This is a genomic window from Corynebacterium segmentosum, from assembly GCF_900637825.1.
GTDB classification, from domain to species: domain Bacteria; phylum Actinomycetota; class Actinomycetes; order Mycobacteriales; family Mycobacteriaceae; genus Corynebacterium; species Corynebacterium accolens.
Map to the genome: position 1 here is coordinate 1,249,922 of NZ_LR134408.1, position 25,866 is coordinate 1,275,787.

General features: G+C 58.7%; 24 protein-coding genes, 1 tRNA gene and 1 pseudogene. 9 read left to right on the forward strand and 17 right to left on the reverse strand.

What is annotated here, in order from left to right:
- Nucleotides 1–226: 226 nt before the first annotated feature.
- The 7 genes from aspA to EL217_RS06040 form a co-directional block, all read right to left on the reverse strand.
- The gene (gene aspA / locus EL217_RS06010) at nt 227–1,786 is read right to left on the reverse strand and encodes an aspartate ammonia-lyase (RefSeq protein WP_023017492.1); all 1,560 of its coding nucleotides are present in this window, start codon (nt 1,784–1,786) and stop codon (nt 227–229) included.
- Between the two features lie 111 nt (nt 1,787–1,897).
- Nucleotides 1,898–2,743: an ATP phosphoribosyltransferase gene (gene hisG / locus EL217_RS06015; protein WP_126319045.1), complete on the reverse strand. Its 846-nt coding sequence runs from the start codon at nt 2,741–2,743 to the stop codon at nt 1,898–1,900.
- Nucleotides 2,744–2,785: 42 nt separating this feature from the next.
- Nucleotides 2,786–3,049, reverse strand: coding sequence for a phosphoribosyl-ATP diphosphatase (locus EL217_RS06020; protein WP_023017490.1), 264 nt, complete (start codon nt 3,047–3,049; stop codon nt 2,786–2,788).
- A gap of 43 nt (nt 3,050–3,092) precedes the next feature.
- Nucleotides 3,093–3,815 (reverse strand): HAD family hydrolase, encoded by a 723-nt coding sequence (locus EL217_RS06025; RefSeq protein WP_023017489.1) that lies wholly within the window; start codon nt 3,813–3,815, stop codon nt 3,093–3,095.
- A gap of 121 nt (nt 3,816–3,936) precedes the next feature.
- On the reverse strand, nt 3,937–4,320 hold the full coding sequence (locus EL217_RS06030) for a hypothetical protein (protein WP_005279186.1): 384 nt from the start codon (nt 4,318–4,320) through the stop codon (nt 3,937–3,939).
- Between the two features lie 24 nt (nt 4,321–4,344).
- Nucleotides 4,345–5,583, reverse strand: coding sequence for a cysteine--1-D-myo-inosityl 2-amino-2-deoxy-alpha-D-glucopyranoside ligase (gene mshC, locus EL217_RS06035; protein WP_023017488.1), 1,239 nt, complete (start codon nt 5,581–5,583; stop codon nt 4,345–4,347).
- A 33-nt stretch (nt 5,584–5,616) separates the two neighbouring features.
- Nucleotides 5,617–6,471: an undecaprenyl-diphosphate phosphatase gene (locus EL217_RS06040; protein ID WP_126319047.1), complete on the reverse strand. Its 855-nt coding sequence runs from the start codon at nt 6,469–6,471 to the stop codon at nt 5,617–5,619.
- A 66-nt stretch (nt 6,472–6,537) separates the two neighbouring features.
- Here EL217_RS06040 and EL217_RS06045 point away from each other — a divergent pair, with 66 nt between their 5' ends.
- A complete protein-coding gene (locus tag EL217_RS06045; RefSeq protein ID WP_126319049.1) occupies nt 6,538–7,590 on the forward strand; it encodes a hypothetical protein in 1,053 nt (350 codons plus the stop codon).
- Nucleotides 7,591–7,593: 3 nt separating this feature from the next.
- Nucleotides 7,594–8,709 (forward strand): quinone-dependent dihydroorotate dehydrogenase, encoded by a 1,116-nt coding sequence (locus EL217_RS06050; RefSeq protein ID WP_126319051.1) that lies wholly within the window; start codon nt 7,594–7,596, stop codon nt 8,707–8,709.
- A gap of 66 nt (nt 8,710–8,775) precedes the next feature.
- Here the strand turns inward: EL217_RS06050 and EL217_RS06055 are convergent, their stop codons facing one another.
- Both EL217_RS06055 and EL217_RS06060 read right to left on the reverse strand, forming a co-directional pair.
- On the reverse strand, nt 8,776–9,168 hold the full coding sequence (locus tag EL217_RS06055) for a hypothetical protein (protein ID WP_005279178.1): 393 nt from the start codon (nt 9,166–9,168) through the stop codon (nt 8,776–8,778).
- The gene (locus tag EL217_RS06060) at nt 9,168–9,707 is read right to left on the reverse strand and encodes a YbhB/YbcL family Raf kinase inhibitor-like protein (RefSeq protein WP_005279176.1); all 540 of its coding nucleotides are present in this window, start codon (nt 9,705–9,707) and stop codon (nt 9,168–9,170) included. The genes EL217_RS06055 and EL217_RS06060 overlap by 1 nt, the downstream gene beginning before the upstream one ends.
- 238 nt (nt 9,708–9,945) lie before the next feature.
- Here EL217_RS06060 and EL217_RS06065 point away from each other — a divergent pair.
- The 3 genes from EL217_RS06065 to EL217_RS06075 all read left to right on the forward strand — a co-directional run bounded on the left by EL217_RS06065 (nt 9,946) and on the right by EL217_RS06075 (nt 11,476).
- Nucleotides 9,946–10,031, forward strand: a tRNA-Leu gene (locus EL217_RS06065).
- Between the two features lie 102 nt (nt 10,032–10,133).
- Nucleotides 10,134–10,874, forward strand: a complete 741-nt coding sequence (locus EL217_RS06070; RefSeq protein WP_023028825.1) for a TVP38/TMEM64 family protein — start codon at nt 10,134–10,136, stop codon at nt 10,872–10,874.
- Between the two features lie 29 nt (nt 10,875–10,903).
- Complete coding sequence (locus EL217_RS06075; RefSeq protein WP_126319053.1) at nt 10,904–11,476, forward strand: MarR family transcriptional regulator; 573 nt, start codon at nt 10,904–10,906, stop codon at nt 11,474–11,476.
- 26 nt (nt 11,477–11,502) lie between these two features.
- On the opposite strand, the gene EL217_RS06080 is transcribed toward EL217_RS06075, so the two are convergent.
- Complete coding sequence (locus tag EL217_RS06080; protein WP_126319055.1) at nt 11,503–12,342, reverse strand: DUF3097 domain-containing protein; 840 nt, start codon at nt 12,340–12,342, stop codon at nt 11,503–11,505.
- A 33-nt stretch (nt 12,343–12,375) separates the two neighbouring features.
- Here EL217_RS06080 and EL217_RS06085 point away from each other — a divergent pair, with 33 nt between their 5' ends.
- On the forward strand, nt 12,376–13,149 hold the full coding sequence (locus EL217_RS06085; RefSeq protein ID WP_126319057.1) for a hypothetical protein: 774 nt from the start codon (nt 12,376–12,378) through the stop codon (nt 13,147–13,149).
- A gap of 19 nt (nt 13,150–13,168) precedes the next feature.
- Here EL217_RS06085 and EL217_RS06090 read toward each other — a convergent pair whose 3' ends face one another.
- The 3 genes from EL217_RS06090 to EL217_RS06100 all read right to left on the reverse strand — a co-directional run bounded on the left by EL217_RS06090 (nt 13,169) and on the right by EL217_RS06100 (nt 17,784).
- Complete coding sequence (locus EL217_RS06090) at nt 13,169–14,242, reverse strand: ferrochelatase (RefSeq protein WP_126319059.1); 1,074 nt, start codon at nt 14,240–14,242, stop codon at nt 13,169–13,171.
- A gap of 32 nt (nt 14,243–14,274) precedes the next feature.
- On the reverse strand, nt 14,275–15,630 hold the full coding sequence (locus tag EL217_RS06095) for an NlpC/P60 family protein (protein ID WP_232018211.1): 1,356 nt from the start codon (nt 15,628–15,630) through the stop codon (nt 14,275–14,277).
- Nucleotides 15,631–17,310: 1,680 nt separating this feature from the next.
- Nucleotides 17,311–17,784 carry a DUF6676 family protein gene (locus EL217_RS06100; RefSeq protein WP_126319063.1) on the reverse strand — a complete coding sequence of 158 codons (474 nt, stop codon included), beginning with the start codon at nt 17,782–17,784 and terminating at the stop codon, nt 17,311–17,313.
- Between the two features lie 374 nt (nt 17,785–18,158).
- Here EL217_RS06100 and can point away from each other — a divergent pair, with 374 nt between their 5' ends.
- The 3 genes and pseudogenes from can to EL217_RS06115 form a co-directional block, all read left to right on the forward strand.
- Nucleotides 18,159–20,975, forward strand: a complete 2,817-nt coding sequence (gene can / locus EL217_RS06105; RefSeq protein WP_023017477.1) for an aconitate hydratase — start codon at nt 18,159–18,161, stop codon at nt 20,973–20,975.
- Nucleotides 20,976–21,169: 194 nt separating this feature from the next.
- Nucleotides 21,170–21,745 carry a TetR/AcrR family transcriptional regulator gene (locus tag EL217_RS06110; RefSeq protein WP_005279159.1) on the forward strand — a complete coding sequence of 192 codons (576 nt, stop codon included), beginning with the start codon at nt 21,170–21,172 and terminating at the stop codon, nt 21,743–21,745.
- A gap of 80 nt (nt 21,746–21,825) precedes the next feature.
- Nucleotides 21,826–21,963: pseudogene (locus EL217_RS06115) on the forward strand (IS110 family transposase); the annotation flags it as partial.
- A gap of 205 nt (nt 21,964–22,168) precedes the next feature.
- On the opposite strand, the gene EL217_RS06120 reads toward EL217_RS06115, so the two are convergent.
- The 4 genes from EL217_RS06120 to EL217_RS06135 form a co-directional block, all read right to left on the reverse strand.
- Nucleotides 22,169–23,323, reverse strand: a complete 1,155-nt coding sequence (locus EL217_RS06120) for an ATP-binding cassette domain-containing protein (protein WP_126319064.1) — start codon at nt 23,321–23,323, stop codon at nt 22,169–22,171.
- Nucleotides 23,314–24,006 carry an energy-coupling factor transporter transmembrane component T family protein gene (locus tag EL217_RS06125; RefSeq protein WP_232018213.1) on the reverse strand — a complete coding sequence of 231 codons (693 nt, stop codon included), beginning with the start codon at nt 24,004–24,006 and terminating at the stop codon, nt 23,314–23,316. The genes EL217_RS06120 and EL217_RS06125 overlap by 10 nt, the downstream gene beginning before the upstream one ends.
- A complete protein-coding gene (locus EL217_RS06130) occupies nt 24,006–24,752 on the reverse strand; it encodes an ECF transporter S component (protein WP_126319066.1) in 747 nt (248 codons plus the stop codon). The genes EL217_RS06125 and EL217_RS06130 overlap by 1 nt, the downstream gene beginning before the upstream one ends.
- Before the next feature lie 123 nt (nt 24,753–24,875).
- Entirely contained in the window at nt 24,876–25,853 is a 978-nt protein-coding gene (locus EL217_RS06135) for a nucleoside hydrolase (RefSeq protein ID WP_126319068.1), read from the reverse strand.
- Nucleotides 25,854–25,866: the final 13 nt, after the last annotated feature.

Below are 25,866 nucleotides of genomic sequence, written 5' to 3' on the forward strand. Positions count from 1 at the left end.
TTTATTGACACAATATGCCCGTTTGTGTCGGTTCCCACATGTGTTCTACCTCGCGTTATAAACCGTTCGGTATATTTCCATGCCACTGCGCTATGGAAATGGGAGACACCAATTCGGGCATAGACGAAAGAGGCCGCACACACCGTGGAGTACTCCCCTCCCGTTTTCCACGGGAAGAGTGAGCACGGTGTGTGCGGAATGTTGCGCTATGGCTCGCGGGCTTTACTTAGTTTTCGTCCAAGAAAAGCTGGCCGCGGAATTCTGGGTGCATGAGGTTTTCTACCGACAGCACCTTGTTCAGCGTTGCCTCATCCAGAAGGCCCTTTTCCAGGACGAGTTCCTTGACGCCCTTGCCGGTCTTGAGGGATTCCTTGGCAATCTCGTCACCGTTGTGGTGGCCAATGAATGGGTTCAGGTAGGTGACGATACCGATGGAGTTCTCCACGTACTGGCGGCACACATCGGCGTTAGCGGTAATACCGGTGACGCACTTTTCGCGCAGCGCATCAACCGCGTTGCCCATGATGCGGATGGACTGGAACAGCGCCTCACCGATGACCGGCTCCATCACGTTGAGCTGCAGCTGACCTGCCTCTGCGGCCATGGTCACGACGTGGTCGTTGCCGAAGACCTTGAAGCAGGTCTGGTTGACCACCTCTGGGATAACTGGGTTGACCTTACCCGGCATGATGGAGGAACCTGCCTGGCGGGCCGGCAGATTGATTTCACCAAGGCCAGCGCGTGGACCGGAGGACAGCAGGCGCAGGTCGTTACAGATCTTGGACAGCTTCATGGCAGCGCGCTTGATGGCGGAGTGCAAGAATACGTAGGCACCGCAGTCAGAGGTGGCCTCGATCAGGTCGCTTGCAGTCTTCATCTCCAGGCCGGTGACTTCAGACAGAGCGGCGGTTACCTGGTGGCGGTAGCCGGCTGGGGTGTTAACGCCGGTGCCGATGGCGGTGGCGCCGAGGTTGATCTGCAGCAAGCGGCTCTGTGCGTCGCGCAGAACGGCCTGCTCCTCGTTCAGGTTATTGGCAAAGCCCTTGAATTCATCGCCCAAGGTCATGGGGACGGCATCCTGTAGCTGGGTGCGGCCCATCTTCAGGATGTCTTGGAACTCATTGCCCTTGTCCTGGAATGCGGAACGCAGGCTGTCGATGCGCACGACGAGGTCATCGATGGCAGCGTACAGGCCCAGACGGAAGCCAGTTGGGTAAGCATCGTTGGTGGACTGGGACATATTGACATCATCGTTGGGGTTGATGATGTCGTAGGAGCCCTTCTCCTCCCCCAAGTGCTCAAGGGCCAGGTTGGCAACGACCTCATTGGTGTTCATGTTCAACGAGGTGCCGGCGCCGCCCTGGAATACATCGAGCGGGAACTGGTCCATGCAGCGGCCTTCGTCCAAGATCTGGTCACAAGCCCAGATAATGGCCTCTGCCTTCTTCTTTGGAAGCACGTGCAGGCGACGGTTGGCCATCGCGGCAGCCTTCTTGACCTGCACCATGCCGCGGATGAAGTGCGGAATGGTGTTAATGGTCACGTAGGAAATCTGGAAGTTATCCATCGCGCGGACGGTGTGGACACCAAAGTAGGCATCAGCAGGAATTTCCAAGTCACCGATCAGGTCGGTCTCCGTACGAGTGTTTTTGCTCGACGTCTTTGGCTGCTTCTGCTCAGCTACCTTTTTCTGTGCAGAATGAGTGGTCTTATCCTCCTGCTTTTCCTGCCCTTCCTTTGCGGCAGACTTAGTGTCTTTTTCTTCTTTCTTAGACGACTTTGCCATGATGGCGCGGCTCCTTTGCCTGTCGAGAATGATGTCCGAGTAAATGTTCTCAAGCGCCAATGGTAGCCACGTTTCGCCCCAGTTGGGACGACCAAGAATTTAATACTCCCCCTAAAAGCGGGCAATGCGGAGATCGGAAGCCAAAATTGCCTCCGCACCGAGTTGGGAAAGTCGATCCATAATCTGGTTGGCTTCCTTCTGCGGAACCATCGCACGCACCGCCACCCAGTCTTGCCGCGCCAACGGTGAGACCGTGGGTCCAGTCAGACCCGGAGTAACACCAGCTGCTTTGTCCAGGTTTTCTTCCGCGATGTTGTAGTCGATCATGAGGTAGGTGCGGGCGTGCAAAATTCCTTGGATGCGGCCTAAGACCACCTGCTCTTCCGGCATCACCTCTGCATCGTGGCGCTTAATAACCACGGCTTCTGAGGTCACGATGGGCTCGCCAAAGGGCGCCAAACCCTGCTGCCGCAGCGTAGTACCAGTTGACACGACATCAGCAATCACATCGGCCACGCCCAAGTGGATGGAGATTTCCACCGCCCCGTCTAGGCGGATCACATCGGCGGAAATTCCCTTCTCCGCCAGGTCCTGGCGGACCAAATTCGGGTACGACGTCGCCACACGCTTGCCCTCTAGGTGAGAGATATCCCACCCCTCTCCTTGGGGTGCGGCGTAGCGGAATGTCGAGTCGCCGAAGCCGAGCGAGAGGACTTCTTTAAATTGGGCATTGGAATCGAGCGCCAAATCGCGCCCCGTAATCCCTAGATCGAGCACGCCGCGGGCAACATAGATCGCGATGTCCTTCGGGCGGAGGAAGAAGAACTCCACCCCGTTATCCAGATCCACCACGTTCAGGGTTTTGGAGTGGCCGCGCCCCTTGTATCCGGCCTCACCAAGGATTTCTAAAGCCGCCTCCGATAAGGACCCTTTATTTGGTACTGCAATTTTGATCATGCTTTTCTCCAGGAATTTTGCTCCACCGCAGGTGGCAACAAGTTATAGGTATTTATAAATATCTTCAGGGCGCAGGCCGCGCCTGATCATCATGACCTGCGTCCAATAGATAAGCTGCGACATTTCTTCCGCCAGTTCCTCATCGGACTGGTATTCGGCGGCGATCCATACCTCGCCTGCCTCTTCGATGATCTTTTTACCAATATGATGGGCGCCTTCTTCCAGCGCCTGAACGGTCCCAGAGCCCTCAGGCTTCTGGTCTACTTTGTTTAGTAGCTCAGCAAAAAGTGTCTCAAAATCCTTCACGGCTAACTATTGTTCCACAGGTAAGCAGACAATGCGAAGGGTTTTAGTTCATTTCCTGGATAGCCCGGAACCACTCGTAGACATCCGTGTGGAGCGCGCCGGCGAGGTGGCGAGAATCGCGCAGCCGGGAGATCTCCACTACCCCGTCCGGTACTTCCACTCCTTCATCCTCTGGCAAACCGATAACGGTGCATCCCGCGGCCACGGCAGCGCGCATACCTGCCGGGGAATCCTCAAATACGAGGCACTGAGCTGGATTAAGCTGCAGGCGCCGGGCCGCTTCCAAGTACATGTCTGGGGCAGGCTTGCCGGTGGGAACTTCATCGCCGCAAATAGTGTCTACGAAATACTCGCTGCCGATGACAGCAATGGCGGCGTCTGCAACGTCGCGGTCCGTATTCGTCGTAACCATCATCGGCATGCCGTCGTGGTGCAGCGAAGTTAAAAGCTCAGGGATGCCGGGGAAGATTTCGAGGCGGCCAGCAAAAAGAGTCTTCATATACTCAAACATCTTGTGCCGGTAGGCCTCGACATCGCCTTCACCCAAGACAACCCCAGCGTTGTCGGCGCAAATGCGCAGCGTCGTCGTAAAAGTAGCCCCCACCGTATCCATCCGTTGGCTTGAGGTAAGGCGTTTTCCCAGCACTTCTGAAAGGTAGTAGGTCGCCTCGCCCCACAGGGGCTCCGAGTTCGTTAAGGTGCCGTCCATGTCCCAGAAAATCGCCGCTGGACGGGACAAAAGCTGGGAATTACTCACTGTGGTCATACACACTCCACCGGCTTTTCCGGCATAGAATTAAGGCTCAGCGAGGATATTCGCGCTGCGCGGTGATCGATCAACTTCACCTTAGGAATCTACCCACAGCGGGCTGGCGCCGTAAAGAGGCTTAGAAGTCCAACTCGGGAATCTGTGATAGCGCCTCATCATCGGCACCGGTTGCCGCGGAGGCGTTGTACATAAGCTCGGCGATTTCTTCCTTTTCCTCCGGCTCCACCACGGCATCGTGTTGCTTGCGATTAAAGGTGGCGAGTTTTTTAACGGTCTTATTCAGCACCGCGGCGAGCTGGCCGCCATCAGGATCATCCGGCAGCCCGTCTAGCCCGTCCAGCATCTGCTCGAGGTGGCCTTTAAGTTCTGGTAGCACCGCCGCGTTAAACGGCGCCTCCCAGAACTCTTTTTCCTCATCCTTGAGGTAATCACCGGTGGCAAAAGACTTCAGATCAGCAATGAACTCATCAACGGTGGGTTGGAAATCTGCGCGAATGCTCATGCTGTCGATATTGCCCTAAGTTGGCTAGGCCCGCACGCCGAGCAGCGAATCAAGTGCGGTACGCACCAACTGCGCAGCCCCTTCCTCGTCCTCGCCACGGTCACTGCCTGCCCAATTGTCGATGGCGCGCAGCGCGGCGGGGGTATCGAGGTCATCGGCAAGCGCTTGGCGAAGCCCCGCTACCGCATCCTCCGCAGCCGACAGGGCCCCAGGGGCCTCCAGGGCGGTCCGCCAGGTGGCCAGGCGGGCCTTGGCCTGGTCGAGCGCCTCATCGGACCAGTCCCGCTCGGCGCGGTAATGGCCGGAGAATACGCCAAGGCGAATGGCGGAGGGATCCTCGCCCTGCTCCACGAGCTTGTGGACGAAGACCAGGTTGCCCAGGGACTTGGACATTTTCACGCCATCGAGGCCGATCATTCCCGTGTGGACATAGAACTGCGCCATGCGGTCTACGCCCAATGCGGCCTCTGCATGCGCGGCGGAAAATTCGTGGTGCGGGAACTTCAGATCGCTGCCGCCGCCTTGGATATCAAAAGTGCTACCCAAGTAGTTGGTGGCGATGGCAGAGCACTCGATGTGCCAACCGGGGCGGCCGGGGCCGAAGGGAGACTCCCACGCCGGTTCGCCTTCGCGGTGGGCGCGCCAAATCAGGGCGTCCATGGGGTGCTTCTTGCCTGGGCGGTCGGGGTCGCCGCCGCGCTCGGCAAAAAATTCCTGCATCTGTTCCATCGAGTAATTGGATTCGTAGCCAAATTCCTCGGTGGCATCGATGGAGGCATATACATCCGGGTACTCCGGATCATCGACCACGTAAGCGGCGCCGTTATCCAGCAGCTTTTGCACCATGTCCACGATCTCATCGACCGCTTCCATGGCGCCGATAAAGTGCTGTGGCGGGATGACCGATAAAAGCTCCATATCGGAGCGGAAAAGGTCGATCTGGGAGGTGCCGAGTTCGCGCCAATCAACGCCGTCGCGCTCCGCGCGCTCAAAGAGTGGGTCATCGACGTCGGTGATGTTTTGCGCGTAATTGACCTTCTTGCCAGCGTCCAGGAACTGCCGGTAAATCAGATCGAAGGTGAGATAGGTGGCTGCGTGGCCCAAGTGGGTCGAATCATACGGGGTAATGCCGCACACGTACATGGTGGCGGTATCCCCCTTTACCTGCACGGGGTCCTTGGTTTGATTCGCGGAATCGTAGAGATAGAGCTGCGCCGCATCGCCTGGGACGCGACTATAAGAAGGTGTTGGCCAAGAATGCATGGCACCTATCCTAACGCGAACTTATGGGGTGCTTTAAATGGGCTGTAGGACTCCCAAGGCCAGCAGAATCATCACGAGGATGCCTACTGGGATGCGGTAGGCCGCAAACCAGGCAAAGGAGTGGTTGCCCACGAAGTTCAGCAACCACGCAATCGAGGCGTAGCCCAAGGCGAAGGCAATTCCGGTGCCGACGAGCAGCTGCATGCCGGACGCGGCTTGGCCAGCCTCGGGCGCGAAGGCATCGGGAAGCGAAAAAAGCCCGGACGCCAGCACCGCCGGAATGGCCAAGAGGAAGCTAAAGCGCGTGGCCACCTCGCGGTCGAGGCCCAAGAAAAGACCACCGGAAATGGTACCGCCCGAACGCGAAACGCCAGGGATCAGCGCCAAGCACTGGCACAGGCCCATGATGATGGCATCCTTCATCGTGAGCTCGTCAAAACCGCGCTTTTTGGAGCCCACGCGCTCGGCGGCGATGAAGACGAAGGAGAAAAGGATTAGCATCGCAGCGGTTATCCACAGGTTGCGCAGCGCCCCGCGGATGGCATCTTCAAAAACCAACCCGATAACGCCGATGGGAATGGATCCGGCGATGACCATCCAGCCCATGCGCCAGTCCTGCCCGCGCGAAGCGGGGTTGGTCCACCCGCGGAGCCATCCGGAGAGAATTTGCCAAATCATTGGGGCGAAATAGACCAGCACGGCAAGCTCGGTGCCGAGCTGGATGACGGCTGTAAAGGAAGCACCGGCATCGTTGCCCCAAAAGAGCTCGGAAACAATGCGCAGGTGCCCCGAGGAGCTTACCGGGAGAAACTCCGTAAGCCCCTGCACAATGGATAAAACGATAACTTGTGCCCAAGAAACTGCTTCGGTCGCGGTATCAGAAATCACCCGCCATACACTACCGCCGCGCACGGCTTCGGGAAATCGCAACGCGCGCTGTTAGGATAAGTATCCGTGAAATCACGATCCCGCTCCACACTCGTACTATCCAGCTTGCTAGCACTCTCCACTGCTGCGCTGGCCGCCTGCGATTCCACCGTGGGCGTAGGCGGTGATCCCGAAACCGCAGTGAAGGGCAACGCCACCCCGGCCGCTTCTCCGAGCGACACCGATCCTGCCGGTACGGTCATCGACTTCGATGAAGACATCACGGATCTGGCCGCGGTCAAAGATACGATTGCCGTTCGCACCGCGGACCAGGTGCGCATTGGCAGCCAGGATGACTTTGCCGCCAAGAAGGCCAAGAGCATCGATGTCGATTCCACCTGCGGCGATTTGAGCTCCTCCGAATCTGGATTCGTCTTGGCTTGCCCGGATAAGGTCCTACTCATTGATCCTTCTGCGCCGGAGTCACCGGAAGAAATCAAGATGGAGGAAGACTTCCAGGTCACCGCTGCGACCCAACTTTCCACCGGCGAGGTCTTTGTCACCGCCGGCGACTCCGCTGTGGTGGGCCGGTACAAGGATGGCACGCGGGACGGCGAAATCTCCGTCGAGGCCGGCTCGGACCAGATGCTCGCCGTTCCCAATGCGGACGGCGATGACGGGATTGTGCGCATTCAGCGTTCGGATTCCACCATCCAGAATATCGATTGGCCCAATGACCGCGCCGGCGGCCGGTTGCGCGCTGGCCAGGGTGTCGGCCAAATCGCGGTGGGTAATAACGGCGTCGTGCTCGCCTCCGATACCGAGGGCGGCCGGATCGCGGTCTATACCTCCGATGACGTCGTCCGCCTGCACCAATACGGCATGGTCGACGGTACCCCGTGGGCGGTGGCCTGGGATGACTCGCGCGAGCTCGCGTGGGTTACCACCACCGATAACAACATCGCACACGCCTATTCCATTGACAAGGGCGTTCCCGAATCCCGCGGCGAGATTGCCACGCTTGCCGATGCGCAAAATATTTCCGCTCTTTCCAATGGCACCATCGTGGTTGCCTCCGCATCCGGCCAGGGGCTGCAGTTCGTGGCGGATCCACACCTGACAAAGGCAAAGGAGTCTTAATCCATGGTTTCGACCTTCGATTCGCTGCGCAAAGGCGCCTATCAGCTGGCGCTGCGCGGGATGTTTCGCTTAAGCCCCGAGCGCATCCACGGCATTATCAACTCTGGCCTCCACGGTCTGCACGCGGCAGGGCCTGCCAATCGCGCGCTTGGCCGCATCCTGCCGGTCAACGATCCGGTCTTGACACAGGAAGTATGCGGGATCACCTTCCCGCGCCCGCTTGGCCTGGCGGCTGGGTTTGATAAAAACGCCGCTGCCGCCGATGCCTGGTCGCCGCTTGGTTTCGGCTATGCCGAGCTGGGCACCGTCACGGCGCAGGCGCAGCCGGGCAACCCGACTCCCCGCCTCTTCCGCCTCAAAGAAGATGCCGCCATCTTAAACCGGATGGGTTTTAATAATGAGGGTGCGGCGGCCGTGGCAGAGAATCTGCGCAAGCGCCGGTACAACGACGTCATCGGGATTAATATCGGCAAAACCAAGGTCACCCCAGCCGAACGCGCCGTGGATGATTACCGCCGCTCCGCTTCCGTGTTAGGCGGGCTGGCTGACTACCTGGTGGTCAATGTCTCTTCCCCCAATACCCCTGGGTTGCGGGACCTGCAGGCGGTCGAATCGCTGCGCCCCATCCTGCGCGCCGTGCAAGAATCCACCGATGTCCCCGTCATGGTCAAAATCGCGCCGGATCTTTCAGACGCCGATGTCGATGCCGTCGCCGATCTCGCCGTGGAATTGGGGCTTGCCGGCATCGTTGCTACCAATACCACCATCTCTCGTGAGGGCCTTAATACTCCCCGCGCGGACGTAGAGTCCCTTGGCGCCGGTGGTATTTCCGGCCCGCCCGTGGCCGCGCGCTCTTTAGAGGTCCTCCGCCGCCTGCACGCGCGCGTTGGCTCGCAGCTTGTCCTTATTTCCGTTGGTGGAATTTCCACCCCGGAACAGGCGTGGGAGCGGATTTCCGCCGGTGCTTGTCTCCTCCAAGGTTATACCGGGCTCATCTACGGTGGGCCGGATTGGATTCGGGATATTCACCGGGGCATCGCCCAGCAAATTCGCGCCCATGGACTGAGCAATATTTCTGAGGCCGTAGGCTCCAACCTGCCGTGGAAGGCAACAAAGTAGTAGCTCGGTAGAAAAGCAAAAATGCCACGTGGTCCTACACGTGGCATTGTTTGTTGGCGGGGGCGGTTAAGAGGTCGCCATTACGCTGCGCCGCAAGATCAAGGCACAAATGGCGGACATACCGGCATAAAACAGCAGCCAATACTGCTGCTGAATCAGCAAATCGTGTTGCGGAAGAAAGCGACTAGCAATAATCAAGAGCACCGCCACCGCCAAGGCGATGATCTGTGCGCGGCTACCGGCATGCTCCTTGCTCATCGTGCTGAAGGCACCCACCATCACCGCTGCAATAATGATCGCGAGGTTGCTGTAGGTCCAGACAAAGGGTGCGCCCCACCCATCACTAAAAACGGAAATGAGGGCGAACAGGACCAACACAAAAGCGACGACCAAAAAAGCGCCGCCCACCCGCAGCGCTGCGGGTGGGGTCACGGGATCTTTAGAAGCGGAACTCGCCATTATTTGGCCTCGTACCAACCCCAGAGGATTGCCCGGCCCAGTGCATGGAAGTGCAAGTTGAAGCCGAGGACGGTGGGGGAAGAATCTGGATCGATATCAAGTTTTTCGACGTCTACGGCGTGGACTGCGTAGAGGTAGCGGTGCGGAGCGTGGCCGGCCGGCGGGTTGGCACCGAAGTGGGTGCGGTTGCCGGAATCATTGCGCAGGCTAATAACACCGTCGATGCCAAGGTCCTCTGCCGCACCGGCATTGGTGGGCAGCTCCGAGACATCGGTCGGGATATTAAAAGCGGCCCAGTGCCAGAAACCGGAGGCAGTCGGTGCGTCCGGGTCAAAGCAGGTTACCGCCAAGGACTTGGTTCCCTCTGGCAGCCCAGACCATGCCAGCTGTGGGGAGACGCTTTCCGGCGCGCGGTGCTTTTCTGGGATCTCATCGCCTTCTACCAAATCGGTAGAAGACAACCCAAAGCTGGGGAGATCGCGCAGCGGGGCGTACGGATCAGGTCCGGGGAATCGAGTGTCATCTGCATAAGAAGTCATGTACCCATTTGTACCGCAGATCACACGCGCTTGTCGATGCCTCTCGCGCTCACCCCACCACCGTGCCTCCGCTTTCGCCCTGCACGCTTACTTAGAGGCTGCAACCTTTTGAGTTACAAAGGTGTTTTTCCCTACCTTAAGATCACCCGCTTTATTAACCTTTACCTGGCGATTTGTATTCCGATGACGGAACACGATAGAGTTTCGAGGTGCCCAACCGAGAGGTTGCAAACACCCTGCCCGGGTGGCGGAATGGCAGACGCGCTAGCTTGAGGTGCTAGTGTCCTATTAACGGACGTGGGGGTTCAAGTCCCCCTCCGGGCACACTGTGAAGTCTCGAGACATCGTTCCTACGGTGCCTCGAGATTTTTCTATAAGTACTGCTCTTTTCTAAAAGCACGGCCGCGCCGACTACGATACGAACGCATGACCACTTTCCGGGATTGGATACGCAGCTTTGGTAGCTTCTGCGTTCAACTCGCCCACTCTGCGTGGGGCTCAGTCCGCGCGTGGTCACCGCGACGCTGGGCGCTTATCATCGCGCTCGCGCTTGCTGGAGTTGCGCTTTTTGTCTGGCTCGACATTCCCGATCTCTCCCAGATGCGGACGGCCGCTGCCCACCTGGGTGCGTGGTTTCCGGTTACCTTCACGCTAGGTTATGTCATATTTACGCAATTTCCCCTGCCTCGGACCATCTGGACGGTTGCAGCAGGCATCCTTTTCGGCCCCTGGCAGGGTCTTGCCATTTCGCTATTCGCGCTCACCATCTCGGCCGTATTATCGCTGCTGATTGTGCGCAGCCTGCTCGGAGAATGGATCAGGCCGCACCTTGCCCACCCCGCGGTTTATACCATCAATACCCACTTGGAGCGGCGCGGTTGGCTGGCCATCGCTTCCCTGCGCATGGTCGCGGGGGTGCCCTTTAGCCTCCTCAACTACGTCGCTGCGCTTACCCCCATCAGCGTTTCGCACTTTACGGTGGCTACGTTTGTGGGCTCGATTCCCACTACGGTCATCGGCGTCTTTTTCGGCGATGCGCTTACCGGTACGGCCAGCCCTGGGATCATCGCTGCCTTTATCGTCTTTGCCCTCGCCGGCATCGGCGGGCTTGTACTCGATTCGCGCCTGCCGACTCCCGTCCAGTCAAGGTTAAGCGGTAGACTGTAACGAACTGCTCGCAATAAAGGAGGATCCTCGTGCTCGCTGTCCATGCCCGCTACCGTGGGCGTTCCGTGCGCCGCGCTGAGCTCGTGCAGCGCTCGGCCGCCGCGCTATCCACCCTCGAGGGCGTCAGCGAGTTTCACGTCCTTGGCGTGGAGGATATTTGCGCCGTTGTCGATTCCGCCACCGCGGTGTGTGAGGTCGTCATGGCTTTGCTTGCCGATGGCGACTGGGCCATCGGCATCGGCATCAGCCCCGGCAACCAGGCAGACGAGTACAGCGCACGCCACGTGGCCACCGCGGCGCTGAAAAATTCCGCCCGCATGGGACAGGTCTACACCAAGCTCAATAAGCGCGGCCGTTCCGCGGAGGCAAGCGATATCGCCGCCGCCTTCGCGCTCATTGGATACGTTTTGAATAAGCGCACCATCGAGGGCCGCGAGGCGACCTCGCTCGTAAGGGCGGGGCTCAATCAAAATGAGGCCGCGGAAGAATTGGGCATTTCCAAACAGGCGATGTCCCAAAGGCTGCAGGCTGCGGGCTGGAGCGCCGAGATGGCCGGGTGGCAATTGGCGGTCAACCTCATTGAACGGGCCAATCTAGCCTAGGCCCAGAAAGATCGGCCCGCGGCGGCTTAGACAAGGTCTGATTTGTGCAGCTCCGGCGTGGTCACAAAATCCACCAGCCGCTCGACCGCCCCGATAAGGCTCGAGTCCAAATCCCGGAACGAATGCACCGCGTTATAAACGTGGCGCCACCCATCGGAGGGATCAGACCATCCCACGCGGCGGCAGATTCCGGTCTTCCAATCTTCACCGCGCGGTACCTCCGGCCATGCTTGCAGGCCTATCCGTTGCGGTTTTACTGCCGCCCAAATATCGACAAAGGGATGGCCGGTGACTAGAACGTGCTCCCCCACAGACTCGGTCATTCGCGTTTCTTTCGACCCCTTGACCAGGTGGTCCGCGAGCACGCCGACCCGGCGGCCAGGGCGAGGCTGAAACTCGGCCAGCCTTTCTTCGAGGTTGTCCAAGCCTTCTAGGTATTCCACGACCACGCCTTCGACGCGCAGATCGTGCCCCCACACCTTTTCCACGATGGCGGCATCGTGGACGCCTTCGACCCAAATGCGCGATGGCGCTGCCACCTTGGCCTCTACGTTTTCTACACGCCTAGAGCCCGAGTTTGATTTGCGGGGTGCTTGCTTGGGCACGTACCTCGTCAGCGTCACCGGCTGACCTTCTACTAAGAATCCGCCTTTAATGAGGTTAAATACTCGCTCGACACCGTGGCGGTCCTCTAGCCGCACGACCTCACCAAAGACGGTCTTATCTACGCCTAAAACGGCGCCCACGAAATCATCACCGCGCACTTCTACCACCATGCCCGGCTCTGCCGGCACTTCTGGATACTGGGTGGGCTTGCTGCGCCGGTGCCCAGCAAAAATATCTCCGCCATAAGGATCTAAACTCATGGCCCGATAGTCTATCTACTACACTTGCTCGCCATGGATATGCGCGCCGAAGTGTGGTCCCCTCTCCAAAACTCCGCCATCTGGCTCGCTGCGTGGTTGTGGGGACATGAGACAACAGATGAGCTGCTCGATGCCCTGACGGAACTGGGCGGGCGCCCCGAATGCCTCGATGAATCCCCCTTCATCGACTTGCTCGCCCTGCTGCGCGCCGAAACACAAAAGCTCACCTCTCAGCCAGGCGCGGGCGGGGAGCCCCTCCTCCGGCTCATTTTATCCGGGCCGGGTGAAGCGCCGGCGCTTCCCGCGGGCTCAGAGTCTGCCCGTGCAGCCACGCAAAGTTCAGCAGGCGCCATTGTGGTGCGCACCAATGATCCGGAAGTCTCGCTCGTTCTCATCCCCCATCCCCGTCGAGCCCACACGGCATGGCAGGTGATCCGCGAGGATCAGCCGCTGCCCTCGCCGGCCTGGCTAAGCCCCGGCGAGGCGGACGCATTGTTGACTAAGGCAACGGATGAATCCGCCGATCTCATTACGGCCAGCGGCTACCAGTCCACCGCTCTTAATAATCCCCGGCTCACGGTGGGGACCCTGAGCGATTTTTATGACACGCCCGGCCTGCCACCGGCCACCCCGCCCCGGGCCGCGAAGCTCTTTGCGCGCGCGGATCACGTTGCCGCGATCATCGAAACCGTTACGGATAGGATCAACGATCACAGCCTCGATCCGGAGCTTCTCCGCCTGTGGCGCCATATCCGGCAGGCGCGGATGACGGGAGTGGCTTATTCAGCAGCGGAATTCGCCCGCTAGAGCGGGGCTCGCCGGCCCCTTAGTGAGCGCGGATATCGCAGCAGCCTGCAGCGCAGGGCGCGCCGTTGGTGGTGCACCCCTGGACGGTGACATTCCCGCTGGTCTCCCACGGTTGCCTCTGCTCGAGTTCTTCCACCAGATCCACGATCATGGCCGCAAACCGCTGGGACGGGCCAGCGGTACGCGCGCGCTCTACCTGTACGCCCATTTCATCGGCGGCGGCTTGCAGCTCCGAATCCAAGTCCCAGATGACCTCCATGTGATCGGAGATAAAACCGATGGGGCACACCACGACGGCGTCTACCCCGTCGCGGTCATGGATTGCGGTGGTGTGGTCAACGATGTCAGGTTCTAGCCACGGCGTCTTTGGATTGCCGGAGCGCGATTGCCAGACCAAATCGTAATCCGAGATTCCGGCGCGCTCAGCCACCAAGCGGGAGGCTTCGGCTACTTGCCGGGAGTAGAGGTTCTTGTCTCCATCGGCGCCACCGACATTATCGTGTGCATTCGGCACGGAGTGCGCCGTAAACAGCATGCGCGCGCTGTCCATCTTCTCGGCGGGGATACGCTGCCAGGCCTCGGCGACGGCATCGACCATCTCCGCGATGAACTTGGGGTGATCATAAAATTGCCGAATCTTGGTGAATTCGATTTCTGGCAGCCCCTTATCTGCAAGGTGCTGGCGCATCGCCGCAATGTCCTCATCGTATTGCCGGCACGCGGAGTAACCGCCCCAAGCCGAGGTGGCAAAGACGGCCACGTTGCGGATCCCCTCTTCCGCCATTTTCTCTGCGGTAGCCGTACCAAAGGGGTGCCAGTTTCGGTTGCCGAAATAAACCGGTAGATTATGTCCGCGTTTTTTCAGCTCGCCTTCGACGTTATGAATAATTTCCCGATTCAACCCGTTGATCGGGCTTACCCCATCAAAGTGGTAATAGTGCTTGCCCACTACTTCTAAGCGCTCGCGCGGAATGCCTCTCCCCCGCGTAACGTTCTCTAAAAACGGAACGACCTCCTCGTTTCCTTCCGGGCCACCGAAAGAAAGAACGAGGAGGGCGTCGAATTTTTGGGCAGGATGCTGTGCGTCAGTCATGCCCTAAATAGTAGCAACCACAAGGCTAAGAATTAGAGAAGGCGCACGACATCCGGGGTCGCACCAGCCCAGCGCACAGGGGAGACCTGTACGTTCTGCCCAGACTGCGGGGCTTCAATCATTTGGTCATTGCCCAAGTAGATTGCCACGTGCTGGCTGCCGCCGGCACCGTAGAAGATGAGGTCACCGCGTTGCATGTTATCGCGGGAGACCTTATTGCCCATTTGGTACTGCGCACCAGAATAGTGTGGAAGGTCTAGGCCGGCCGCGGCGAACGCGTACTTAGTCAATCCAGAGCAATCAAAGCCGGTTCGGGCGTAGTCGCCAAAGCTATCGGCAATGCCGCCGTCCCGGAGGCCACCGGTGGGGCCATTATTGTCGCCACCGCCCCACACGTATGGGGTTCCGATCACAGATTCTGCGCGAGCGATGACCGCCTCAATCTGGCTGCTGTTGCCCGGGGCAGCGCTGGATGGGGTTCCCGATCCCTGACCGAAGGCGGAAGGATCAGTGCTTGCCGATGGCGCCGTATCCGGGCTGCCAATCCCCAACAGGTCCGCAGAACCCGCCATCAGCGCCCGCACATCGTCCTGATCGACGGCTGCGGCGAGCTCGCCGGCAATATCCATAACGTCCGATGCCGAGGATCCGGTGCCGTAGTCCACCGTATTATAAGACGGGGTTGCCCCCTGGTTAAGCGCGGTGCCGAACTCTGCCTTCGGGGTAGTCAAGTGAGCCTGCCCCTCTACAGCGGCGCCATCGTTGGCCGCCTCAGGTAGTGGAGATTCATCCGGAACGATTTCGTCGGTAAAGCCTTCACCCTTGTCGCTATTCAAGTCTTGGGTCTTGACGGGATCATCGGCAAGCGCATCCGCATCTACCTTAAAATCAAGGTTATTATCTTGATTTTGCGCACTTGGAAGGTCGCCCTGGTGGGTCACTTCCCGTGACTGCTGCTGGTGAGCAAAGGAGGCCTCGGCGAAGTTGCGCGTGGCATTCATTTGCGCTTCCCGCTGGGCCAAGTTGCGGCGGTGCTCGACCAATGCCGACTCAGCTGCGCGCTTCTCGGCATACGCCTGGTCAAGCTCTGTCGCATCGTCTGCAACCTCAGGATCGGCCGAAAGCTCGGCGATGCGATCCGTCGCGGCCGCTGCTTGTTCCTCTGCCTGGTCGAGCAGCTGCCGTAGCTGATCTACTTCCCGCTGCTGAGCATCAACATTGGATACAGCGCGGGCGATGGAGGCATCGGCATCGGCCTGGGCGGGATCGGGGTATTCTTCTGCTCCCGCGGGAGCGACGGCGGTCAGGGGTGCTAGCGCTGCGGTACCTGCGACTGCAGCAATGATTGCGCGAACGTGTCGAATGCGCGGTAAACGAATGGTGGCCACTGGAATTCTCCTTGTTGGACCACCTTCCTTTTTAAGATTGGGACACAATGAGCCGTAAATGGACATAGGAATGCCCGAGACCCTTAGCTTGCGCATTTCGCACAGCAGCAAGCCCAGAGTCTTTAGTGGAATATTCCACATCCGATTGCTACCTACCCGGAGGATTATGGGTAGGCGTCATCGCCCTGGCAGCACTCGGCTCCAGGAGGTAAACGGAACATGTGCCCGAAAATCTAGAGACTTCACTTAGGGAGTGCGCATGTCTAAAGCCCGATGCACTGATGCTTAACTGTGCTGCCTCACGGCTCAATGCCCATCACTCGCTACTATTTCCCCATACCAGCGATGTATATGGTGCACTTCTCCTACGTTTCCTACGCGGTTTATTGTGAGCGTGAGCGCCCTAGCCTTGCGGGAAGCATCTATGCTCCCATCGCAGTGCCAATCCGGGAGATCCGGGATTGGCGCATCTTCATCGAGCTTCGCTTATGGCGTGCGGTGAGTTTGGGTAGCTGACAGAGTCCAGGCCCCCTCGCACGCTGCGCTTGGCATAGTGAGAACTGCCCTATGATCCTTGGCTCAACTCGCCGCGGCGCAGTGAAAGTACAGCTCCAAATCTGAGCTCATCCCTGCGAGGGCAAGCGGCCACAAACCATGAACAGGCCACACGATGCTGGCCCTAGTGTGATTTCGGTTCCCTCTTTCTCTCATTCTGCGCGTACCCGACTGCGCTCCTCCGCGAACCTTGCGACTGGGTCCCGCTTCTCCGGGAATCCAACGTTGAAGGGTTCAGGGAGAACCACATCCGCATACCCACACGATGGAGCTCTAGCGAACTCGTCTCACCACTTTTAAGGAAGGTGGGTTGATGTTTATTTTTTCGAACATTGTCATCGCTCAAGTGAAAAGTTTTTCTGCCCTCCCGTTCGAGAGGTCCCTCGTGGTTCATTGACTTCCAAGTACCGCCAATTCCTCGATTCCCGCGAGGCGTGCTTCCCCACATACCCGTGTGAATCTTCAATTGACCGTCAAGGCTAAGCCCATGAACTCAAGAAGATATTCATGTCCCTTGAGTCGACACTCGAACCATACGTCACGACACGCCCTTTTCGCACACATTCCACTTAATTACGTGGAGTCAAGTTAAACCACATGACACAACAGGCGTACCTAACCTGCAATGATTTTGTTACCATCCCGTTATTGTGATGTTCATCACTTCAAGTTCTAGATTTCACGACCCTCCAGCCATAGGTGTGGCCAAAATCAGGGCCGATTCACCGCTCGAGAACCACTCCCCCGGCCAAAGTCAACCACTAAGCCTTTACTTCGACCCCTCCCCCGCTCCCCTGGCCCCCTTTAGGCGTGTGGAGTTTTCTTCATTCGCGGGCGCCCGGTGCCACCCGGCGGAGGCCTATAGATGCCCCAACTACGACGCCGCCGCTTGACGATCATTTTCCATAAATCTCGGTGCGGCTTCTCCACGCCTTTCGGTGCGACGGGCCACGGGAACTCACTCACCCTTGAAGCTTCGGGCCCGCATCGGCGGAAGATTTTGGGCCGCACTAGAGGCTCAAAGAACGGAAAATGTCCACTATTTTTTCGAACAAACATATTCGGAAGCTGGCTAGTTTTAAGGCCGCTTTTCTTCCTACTCCTGCCTCCCCTGAGGGGTGCTACTTACCCTCGCGTCTCGCGATGCTGGGAGGCGCGCCGGTAACTTAGGCCGCCAAAAACTAGGGCAAGAATTAAGACGGCGGCGACGATCGCGATCATCGGAAAGCTGCTGTGCTCAAGCCCCGCGTAGTACCGCTCTAGGAGATCGACCTGATTGAGCCCCGGCGTTAACTGAGCTTGGGTGGATTCAATATCCGCGCGGCTATAGTTCTCGCTGACCGAGGAAACATGGCGTGGGGTCTGCACGATGACGGTCTGCAGATCCGTAACGTCATAAAGCTCTTGTGCAATATCGCGCACGTCCGCAGCCTTGGAGACAAAAACATCAACGACAGCGAGCCCGTCACCCTCACGCAGTTGTTCGGCGACGTGTTCATTCAGCTGAGCATCCGATTCCAAGGAGGGGGCGGAGTAGGCCACGCCGTCCTGCTTGAGCTGCTGAGCCAGCTGCGGGATGTCCACTTCATGTGGAACCATTCAATCCCCTTCCCTCTTCTTTCCTATTACAGGGGCTTGCGCACCCGAGATCGGGGGTTGTGCACTGCGCTTGTGCCTGGGCCAATCTTTTCTAAAGATAAAGGTTACCGCGGCCGTTCGCGCAGTTAACGCGCCGAGAGCCGCCAATAACTTTAAACAGAACGCTTGTCCCGTTACAATGAGAGCAACGGAAGGTTTTTACCTCTACAATAAATAGGTGAACCATCGCGTTCTTTGCCGTCTTTGGCACTGCGGGCCCCATGGCTTCGTCGCAACCATCAATTGGTCGCACGCCTTTTGCTTATCCCGCAACTCCAGCAGGCGGCGAGTACAAAACAGAACACACTGTTTATCAACAAGGAATGGAGCTCCCTGTGACTGAAAGCTTGAACTCCTTCGACGCCAAGAAGACCCTTGATGTCAACGGTAAGTCTTACGACTACTTCGACATCAACACGGTTCCTGGCATGGAGAAGTTGCCGTACTCCCTCAAGGTGCTGGCAGAAAACCTGCTGCGCAATGAGGATGGCAAGAATGTAAACGAGGACCACATCAAGGCCCTTGCCAATTGGGACCCAAAGTCCGAGCCGGATACTGAAATCCAGTTCACCCCGGCCCGCGTCCTCATGCAGGACTTCACCGGCGTTCCCTGTGTCGTCGACCTCGCAACCATGCGTGAGGCCGTGTCCGCTCTTGGCGGCACGCCAGACCAGGTGAACCCGCTGAACCCTGCCGAGATGGTTATTGACCACTCCGTTATCGTTGAGGCCTTTGGTTCCACCGACGCTCTTGAGAAGAACGTCGAAATCGAGTACCAGCGCAACGAAGAGCGCTACCAGTTCCTGCGTTGGGGTGCTGAGAACTTCTCCAACTTCCGCGTTGTTCCTCCGGGAACCGGTATTGTCCACCAGGTCAACATCGAGTACCTGTCCCGCGTTGTCTTTGACAACGAGGGCCTTGCATACCCGGATACCTGTATCGGTACCGATTCCCACACCACCATGGAAAACGGCCTGGGCATCCTGGGTTGGGGCGTTGGCGGCATCGAGGCAGAGGCTGCCATGCTCGGCCAGCCGGTATCTATGCTCATCCCGAAGGTCGTCGGCTTCAAGCTGACCGGCGAAATCCCGACCGGCGTTACCGCAACCGACGTCGTCTTGACCATTACGGAGATGCTGCGTGAGCACGGCGTTGTCCAGAAGTTCGTAGAGTTCTATGGCAACGGCGTTAAGTCCGTCCCGCTGGCTAACCGCGCCACCATCGGCAACATGTCGCCTGAATTCGGTTCCACCGCGGCCATCTTCCCCATCGACGAAGAGACCACCAAGTACCTCGAGCTCACCGGTCGCCCGCAAGAGCAGATCGACCGCGTGGAGCAGTACGCCAAGGCCCAGGGCATGTGGCTGGCAGAGGACACTCCGGAGCCGGAGTACTCCGAGTACATCGAGCTCGACCTGTCCACCGTTGAGCCGTCCATCGCCGGCCCGAAGCGCCCGCAGGACCGCATCCTTCTTTCGGAGGCCAAGGAGCAGTTCCGTAAGGATCTGTCCAACTACACCACCGACGAAGTATGCGTCGACGACTCCTCCGTTGAGGCTAAGCGCATGTCCGGTGAAGGCGGCGCGCCTGGCGACGATGATGTCACCGGTGGCTTGAACAAGTCTCGCGAGGGCCACGGCGAATCCGCCGCGGTTGGCGCTAAGGGACGTCACTCCAACCCGATCACCGTTGAACCTGACAACGGCGGCGAGTACACCCTTGACCACGGCATGGTGGCCATTGCCTCCATCACCTCGTGCACCAACACCTCCAACCCATCCGTCATGGTGGGTGCAGGTTTGATTGCACGTAAGGCCGCTGAAAAGGGCCTGCGCTCCAAGCCATGGGTCAAGACCATTTGTGCACCTGGTTCCCAGGTTGTCGATGGCTACTTCCAGCGTGCAGACCTCTGGAAGGACCTCGAGGCTATGGGCTTCTACCTGTCCGGCTTCGGCTGCACCACCTGCATTGGTAACTCCGGCCCGCTGCCAGAGGAAGTTTCTGCAGCTATCAACGAGAACGACTTGGCAGCTACCGCAGTTCTGTCCGGTAACCGCAACTTCGAGGGTCGTATCTCCCCGGACGTCAAGATGAACTACTTGGCATCCCCAATCATGGTTATCGCCTACGCTATCGCCGGCACCATGGACTTCGACTTCGACAACCAGCCGCTGGGTCAGGACGAAGACGGCAACGATGTCTTCCTGAAGGACATCTGGCCAACCCCGCAGGAGATCGAGGACACCATCCAGTCCGCCATCTCCCGCGAGATGTACGAGGCCGACTACGCCGACGTCTTCAAGGGCGACGACGCATGGCGCAACCTGGATGTTCCAGAGGGCGAGACCTTCGAGTGGGATGAGGACTCCACCTACATCCGCAAGGCTCCGTACTTCGAGGGCATGCCGACCGAACCGGACCCAGTTGAGGACATCAAGGGCGCTCGCGTTCTTGCGAAGCTGGGCGATTCCGTCACCACCGACCACATCTCCCCTGCTTCTGCCATCAAGCCGGGCACCCCAGCCGCGCAGTACCTGGATGAGAACGGCGTGTCCCGCTCTGACTACAACTCCTTGGGTTCCCGCCGCGGTAACCACGAGGTCATGATGCGCGGTACCTTCGCCAACATCCGCCTGGCTAACCAGCTGGTGGATGAGACCGGTGGTTACACCCGCGACTTCACCCAAGAGGGAGCACCGCAGGCATACATCTACGATGCATGCGAGAACTACAAGGAAGCCGGCATCCCACTGGTCGTTATCGCTGGTAAGGAATACGGCACCGGTTCTTCCCGTGACTGGGCTGCAAAGGGCACCAACCTCCTGGGTGTTAAGGCAGTCATCACCGAGTCCTTCGAGCGCATCCACCGCTCGAACCTCATCGGTATGGGCGTTATCCCGCTGCAGTTCCCTGAGGGCGAGTCCCACGAGTCCCTGGGTCTGGACGGCACGGAGACCTTCGACATCGAAGGCATCACCGGATTCAACGACGGCTCCATCCCGAAGACTGTTCACGTCACCGCTACCAAGCAGGACTCCGACGACGCCGTCGAGTTCGACGCTAACGTACGTATCGACACCCCGGGTGAGGCAGAGTACTTCCGCCACGGCGGCATCCTGCAGTACGTGCTGCGCCAGATGGTGAAGAACTAAGCCATTTGATGCGACGACAAAGTACTAAGTCCCTTGGGCTTAGTACTCGTCGCTGAGCTTGAAGACGCGGGGTCGCACCGCTCTCTCCCGTAGAGGGCTCTGCGGCCCCGCGTTTCTTCGTTGTCGTTCTATGTTCGTTTTAGAACATACTTAACTTGAAGCATTAAACATTCCTAAAAGGAGACGACCTCACCATGCCAATCGTGAGTGAATCTGAGTTAAATCGGCGCAGGCACGAAATTCTCGTCGGAGCTCGCCGGTGCTTTGCCGAACATGGCTATGAGGGCGCGACTGTCCGCCTCTTAGAACAAGCCACGGGGAAATCACGCGGCGCCATATTCCACCACTTTGGGGACAAGGAGTCCTTATTCCTCTCTTTAGCCCGCGAGGATGCCGCACGCCAGGCAGAAGTAGTGGCCAATAACGGCCTCGTCGAGGTTATGCGGGAGATGTTGCGTCACCCAGAACGCCACGATTGGCTTGCCACGCGTCTGGAGATCACTTCCCTCTTGCGCACGGACCCATCGTTTGCTGCTCGGTGGAAAGAACACCAGTCCATTCGTGACGAGGCTATCCGCGCCCGCCTCGCTTCCAACGCGGAACAAGGCCGTCTGCGAGACGATGTCGATATAGATACCCTGGTGTGCTATTTGGAAACCTTCATGGATGGGTTCATTAATAGGCTCGCCTTAGGGGATACGGATGGCCTAGAGCGTGTCCTCGATCTGGTGGAGCAATCCATTCGGAGTTCTAGGTCTCCACAGCGCTAACCGAGCCCATTACGTTGCTCTTGGGGCCTGACCCCGGAAAGTGGACACGTCGGGGGTTAGGCCCGCAATTCTTTGAACGAAAGCGCAAGGAAGGCAAGCGTCACAACGCCGCAGTCGTAGCACTCGCCCGCAGACGAATCAACGTCCTCTACGCCATGATGCGAAACCACGAGTATTACCGCGACCCCGCCCCAGCAAAGGAAGCCGCAGCAGCCTAACCCCTAACAACGAAACAAGCCGACTGGGAAAAATCCCAGTCGGCTACCAGTCGCGTGCAAAACAACACACCTAAAAATCCCGAGTTGAGGATCCACCCCCGTCAACCCCATCCGCGAGACTGACAAACTATATAGGAATACCCCTGCTTTCGTCACTCCGCTTTTCTCACTGGGAGGAGAAGGCGCCAGCTGAACGCAGACTCGGTTAGTCGGTGCCCTCTGCCAAGCCGCCGGCAGTGGAAAGCTCCACTTCCTGGACGCTGACATACTGCGCTATCTCTGCAACGAACCCTGGATCGTGGCACGTAAGGACGATTGCCGTTCCTGAGTCCAGCGTCTTATGAATCAGTTGATGCATCAGCGCTCGATCCGTTAGGGACAGCAAGCTATCCGGCTCATCCATGAGCAAGATGGCGTGGCCCATCCCCACCACATGTGCCGTTTGGGCCAGCCTTAGCCGGGAAGCGGATAGATCCAATGGGTGCTCATCGGCATCAAGTTCCAGCAGCTCTCGTAACGCGGGATCGGGAACAAAATCCCCCAAAGCGGAATATATTACCTGGTCATAAGGAGATTGTAGGACCAATCCCAGAGGCTCTGCTGGGCGCTGTGCCCCATCAAGGCCGGCGGCGGCGCGCAGGAGCGACGTTTTTCCGGTTCCGTTTGCCCCGCGCAACCAGGTCACGCCCCCGCCGCGAATGGGGATGGTTACCGGTCCGACGCTAAAGGTATTGCCGGAAGGCTTCGCCGATTGCCACCAGCGCTTCTTTTCTTGTCCGCGGCGCGCAGTAAGCGGCCCGAGGTATTCTTGCGCCCCATAATCCGAAATCGATTGCAGGTGTATAGCGGCAGGTTGTGGGATCTCTCCTACGACTTCCCCGCCCAATTCGGGCCAGTGCATGGATGACACGGCAAGAACGCAGGTATTGCGCAGCGAATGCAATAGCTGCACCATCATCGCCGACGATGTGGGGTCAAGCCCCGCGCTCGGCTCGCACATAATGAGCACCTCGGGTTCGCGGATGGCGACGCATGCAGCGGCGAGCCTCCGCGTCTGACCGCCAGAAAGCTGGGTGGGGTTTTTCTCCGCGTAATCGCTAAGCCCCACCGCCGCAAGCATTTCCTCTCCCCGCATCTGCATGCGGGCTGGGTCCTCACCTTGGTTTTCTAATCCTAGGACCACTTCTTCGATGCAGGTATCGCGCAAATAGCTCATCTGCGCGGAGGAGTCAGTACCGATGATGGCAGACGTAGAGAATTTTTCGCCCAGCTCTTGCGCCACGTTTTCGGCGATGGCATCCGAAGGAACAAGTACTTGGACGACGGTACCTTTACTCGGCTGAATATCGTCTATATCCATACAAAGACCATGACTCCTATGGTTCCCAGAGGAACGATGTAGCGCAGCACGCGGGACAAGTTTGAATCCGGCACCGGCCGCAAAAGGGTCCTGGTCCCCTCTTCATCAAAGCCCACGGCGGCAAGGGCGTGGCCGCGCTCGGTGCCTTGGATCAGGAGGCACGAAATTACTGGGATGACCACCCGGGAAATGGTATTGCGCCACGTCACCTTGATTCCCGCCAGCTGGTTGGCATCGCGGACGGTCCGCCAGGCTTGCGCACCTTGCGGTAAGGACTGCAATGATGCACCAACGATGTAGGCGATTTTGTGCCCCGCGCGCGAGACTTGTAGCCATTTCGCAATATCGGAGATTCGCAGTACGGACATCGCCACGATGAAGCACACCATGAGTGCGAAAAAGCGCAGGGCTAGTGTGGCGGCGATGAGCAGGCCATCGCTTGTGACGAGCGGAATCAGTTGGTTATCGCCATAGGGGGCGTGGATCACCAACATCGATAAGGCCACCGGAACACAGAGCGCTGCAGAGGCCAAGACGATCGCAAAGGATCTCGTGGCCCACACGCCATAGGCAAGCATTGCGCCAGCTACCACTGCAGAGGCTAGTGGGCTATTGACAGCAAGGATAAGTAGCCAACCGCACGCAGCAATGGTAAGGACCGTCGACGGGTGAAGGCGATACATTAGCGAGGCTGCAAGGATTCCCGGGTGCGCTTAGGCAAGGATTTCACGGCAGCCCACACGATGAGGAAGACAACGGCCTTATCCAATGGGTCAGAGATCAGTGATTGCATCGTCACGGACGCAATCAAGGAGTTGCCGAGTTCGCGGAAGAGGGACGTGAGCGCGCCGGTACCGACACCAGCCGTACCGCCGTAGACGAACGCGGCCACGGGCGCGGCGAGCATGCCGCAGATGATGCCGATGATGGCGCCGCTGACGATGACCTTCCAGATCTTGCTAAACGCGCCCTTTTGGATGGCCCAGCCGGAAAGGAAGCCGGTAGCAGCGGACACCGCGGCGAATGGGAGCGCCATCGGGTTGAGCAATCCCCAGACCACTGAAGACAGCGTACCGGTAGCAAGCCCGGCAATGGGGCCTGCCAGTGCCGCCACCAGGATGGTTCCCACGGAGTCGATATACAGCGGAATGCCGCTCGACCCAATGATTTGGCCCACCACGATGTTGAGAACCAAGGCGATGGGAATAATGGCGATGGTGCGAGCCGGCAGGGATGGCACGGTGCCGGCGAGCAGCAAGGCCGCACCGATGAGGTAGCCGGCCAGGGTGATCAACGCTTCGGCGGAGCCCGCTACGGACTCCCAATCGGTGGGGCGGAAAAGCACCAAGTAGATCCAGGTGGCAACGACGAGCGCGGCACCCGCGATGACCATCCCCCGGCGGGCAGGGGTAAGAGAAAGCTGAGGCATAAGGTATTCCTAATCCATCAATGTGTAAAAAGAGATTGGGGCACACTGCTCTTGTAGTCCCAGCCTATGTCACCTCAGCGTAGGAAAAATGTGGCGTATGCGCTGCGGATTAGGGTAAAAGATTTATTCGCCTAGAGCAACACGCGCGCGCAATGCGCGCAACGCCCTATCGAATTCACGGTGGGCGGCTGGAATATCCGCGCTGGTCACCAGCGAGGCATTAGCCGGCCGGCGCCAGTGATTGCGGAGGTCTGCGACGCTGGTCCCGCGCATCAGCGCAGATTCCGCTTCCACGTCAATAGTCGTTTCTACCGCCTCGAACGGCACCTTCTTTAGCGCGATGATGCAGGTCAGCAGGTCATGGATCTGGGCTTGGTAGCCTTCTTCTTGCGCTTGATGGAATTCGAAGTAGAACCGCAGTAGCTCCGGCAGCTTTTCCGCCATTGGGTGTGTACCAAGAAGCCCTTGAATTTCTGCCAAGCGCTCTGGAGTGATGAGAAATTGCTCGGTGACCTCGAGCGAGCACAGCGTACTGTTCAATTCTGCTGAGGCTGAAAAATGACGTGCTGCCGCGTGGGGATCTACCCAGAAATTCCACTCCGCGGTCGGCGTCGTATTACCGCGGTAATTAACGGCACCGCCCATGATGGTAAGCGAGCCGCACCGCGCGACGGCATCGCCGTGCTCCCGCTCGAAGTCCGCCAAATTAGTTACCGGCCCAGTAATGATGAGGTGCAGACCTGGGTTGCGGGCAATGGCGGTAGACCACAACTCCTGCCACTGCATATCGCCGAAGTCGTGCCTGGGCGCGGAAAGATAACCCAAGCCGGACTCCCCGTGGGTTTCAGGTGTCGTGGTCAGCTGGACCTCAAGCGGGTCCGGCCGCCCTGGGGCGACGGGGACCTCCGGTAATCCACAAAGATCCAAAATCCACCGTGCATTGGCGGCTGTCTGCTGGACCGCGACGTTTCCAGCAGTCGTGCTCACGCCCACCAATTCGATCTCGCCTGCGTGATGCAGTCCTGCCAGGTACATCAGGGCGAGGCAGTCATCTATTCCTGGATCGCAGTCGAGCAAGACGGCTGGGCGCGAGAGACTCATAGATAGCCTGGTT

Excerpts from the sequence above, each read along its gene's own strand:
- aspA (WP_023017492.1), bottom strand. The coding sequence starts at position 1,786 with ATGGCAAAGTCGTCTAAGAAAGAAGAAAAAGACACTAAGTCTGCCGCA.
- hisG (WP_126319045.1), bottom strand. The coding sequence starts at position 2,743 with ATGATCAAAATTGCAGTACCAAATAAAGGGTCCTTATCGGAGGCGGCT.
- EL217_RS06025 (WP_023017489.1), bottom strand. The coding sequence starts at position 3,815 with ATGACCACAGTGAGTAATTCCCAGCTTTTGTCCCGTCCAGCGGCGATT.
- EL217_RS06030 (WP_005279186.1), bottom strand. The coding sequence starts at position 4,320 with ATGAGCATTCGCGCAGATTTCCAACCCACCGTTGATGAGTTCATTGCT.
- mshC (WP_023017488.1), bottom strand. The coding sequence starts at position 5,583 with ATGCATTCTTGGCCAACACCTTCTTATAGTCGCGTCCCAGGCGATGCG.
- EL217_RS06050 (WP_126319051.1), top strand. The coding sequence starts at position 7,594 with ATGGTTTCGACCTTCGATTCGCTGCGCAAAGGCGCCTATCAGCTGGCG.
- EL217_RS06055 (WP_005279178.1), bottom strand. The coding sequence starts at position 9,168 with ATGGCGAGTTCCGCTTCTAAAGATCCCGTGACCCCACCCGCAGCGCTG.
- EL217_RS06060 (WP_005279176.1), bottom strand. The coding sequence starts at position 9,707 with ATGACTTCTTATGCAGATGACACTCGATTCCCCGGACCTGATCCGTAC.
- EL217_RS06070 (WP_023028825.1), top strand. The coding sequence starts at position 10,134 with ATGACCACTTTCCGGGATTGGATACGCAGCTTTGGTAGCTTCTGCGTT.
- EL217_RS06080 (WP_126319055.1), bottom strand. The coding sequence starts at position 12,342 with ATGAGTTTAGATCCTTATGGCGGAGATATTTTTGCTGGGCACCGGCGC.
- EL217_RS06085 (WP_126319057.1), top strand. The coding sequence starts at position 12,376 with ATGGATATGCGCGCCGAAGTGTGGTCCCCTCTCCAAAACTCCGCCATC.
- EL217_RS06090 (WP_126319059.1), bottom strand. The coding sequence starts at position 14,242 with ATGACTGACGCACAGCATCCTGCCCAAAAATTCGACGCCCTCCTCGTT.
- EL217_RS06100 (WP_126319063.1), bottom strand. The coding sequence starts at position 17,784 with ATGGTTCCACATGAAGTGGACATCCCGCAGCTGGCTCAGCAGCTCAAG.
- EL217_RS06110 (WP_005279159.1), top strand. The coding sequence starts at position 21,170 with ATGCCAATCGTGAGTGAATCTGAGTTAAATCGGCGCAGGCACGAAATT.
- EL217_RS06120 (WP_126319064.1), bottom strand. The coding sequence starts at position 23,323 with ATGGATATAGACGATATTCAGCCGAGTAAAGGTACCGTCGTCCAAGTA.
- EL217_RS06125 (WP_232018213.1), bottom strand. The coding sequence starts at position 24,006 with ATGTATCGCCTTCACCCGTCGACGGTCCTTACCATTGCTGCGTGCGGT.
- EL217_RS06130 (WP_126319066.1), bottom strand. The coding sequence starts at position 24,752 with ATGCCTCAGCTTTCTCTTACCCCTGCCCGCCGGGGGATGGTCATCGCG.
- EL217_RS06135 (WP_126319068.1), bottom strand. The coding sequence starts at position 25,853 with ATGAGTCTCTCGCGCCCAGCCGTCTTGCTCGACTGCGATCCAGGAATA.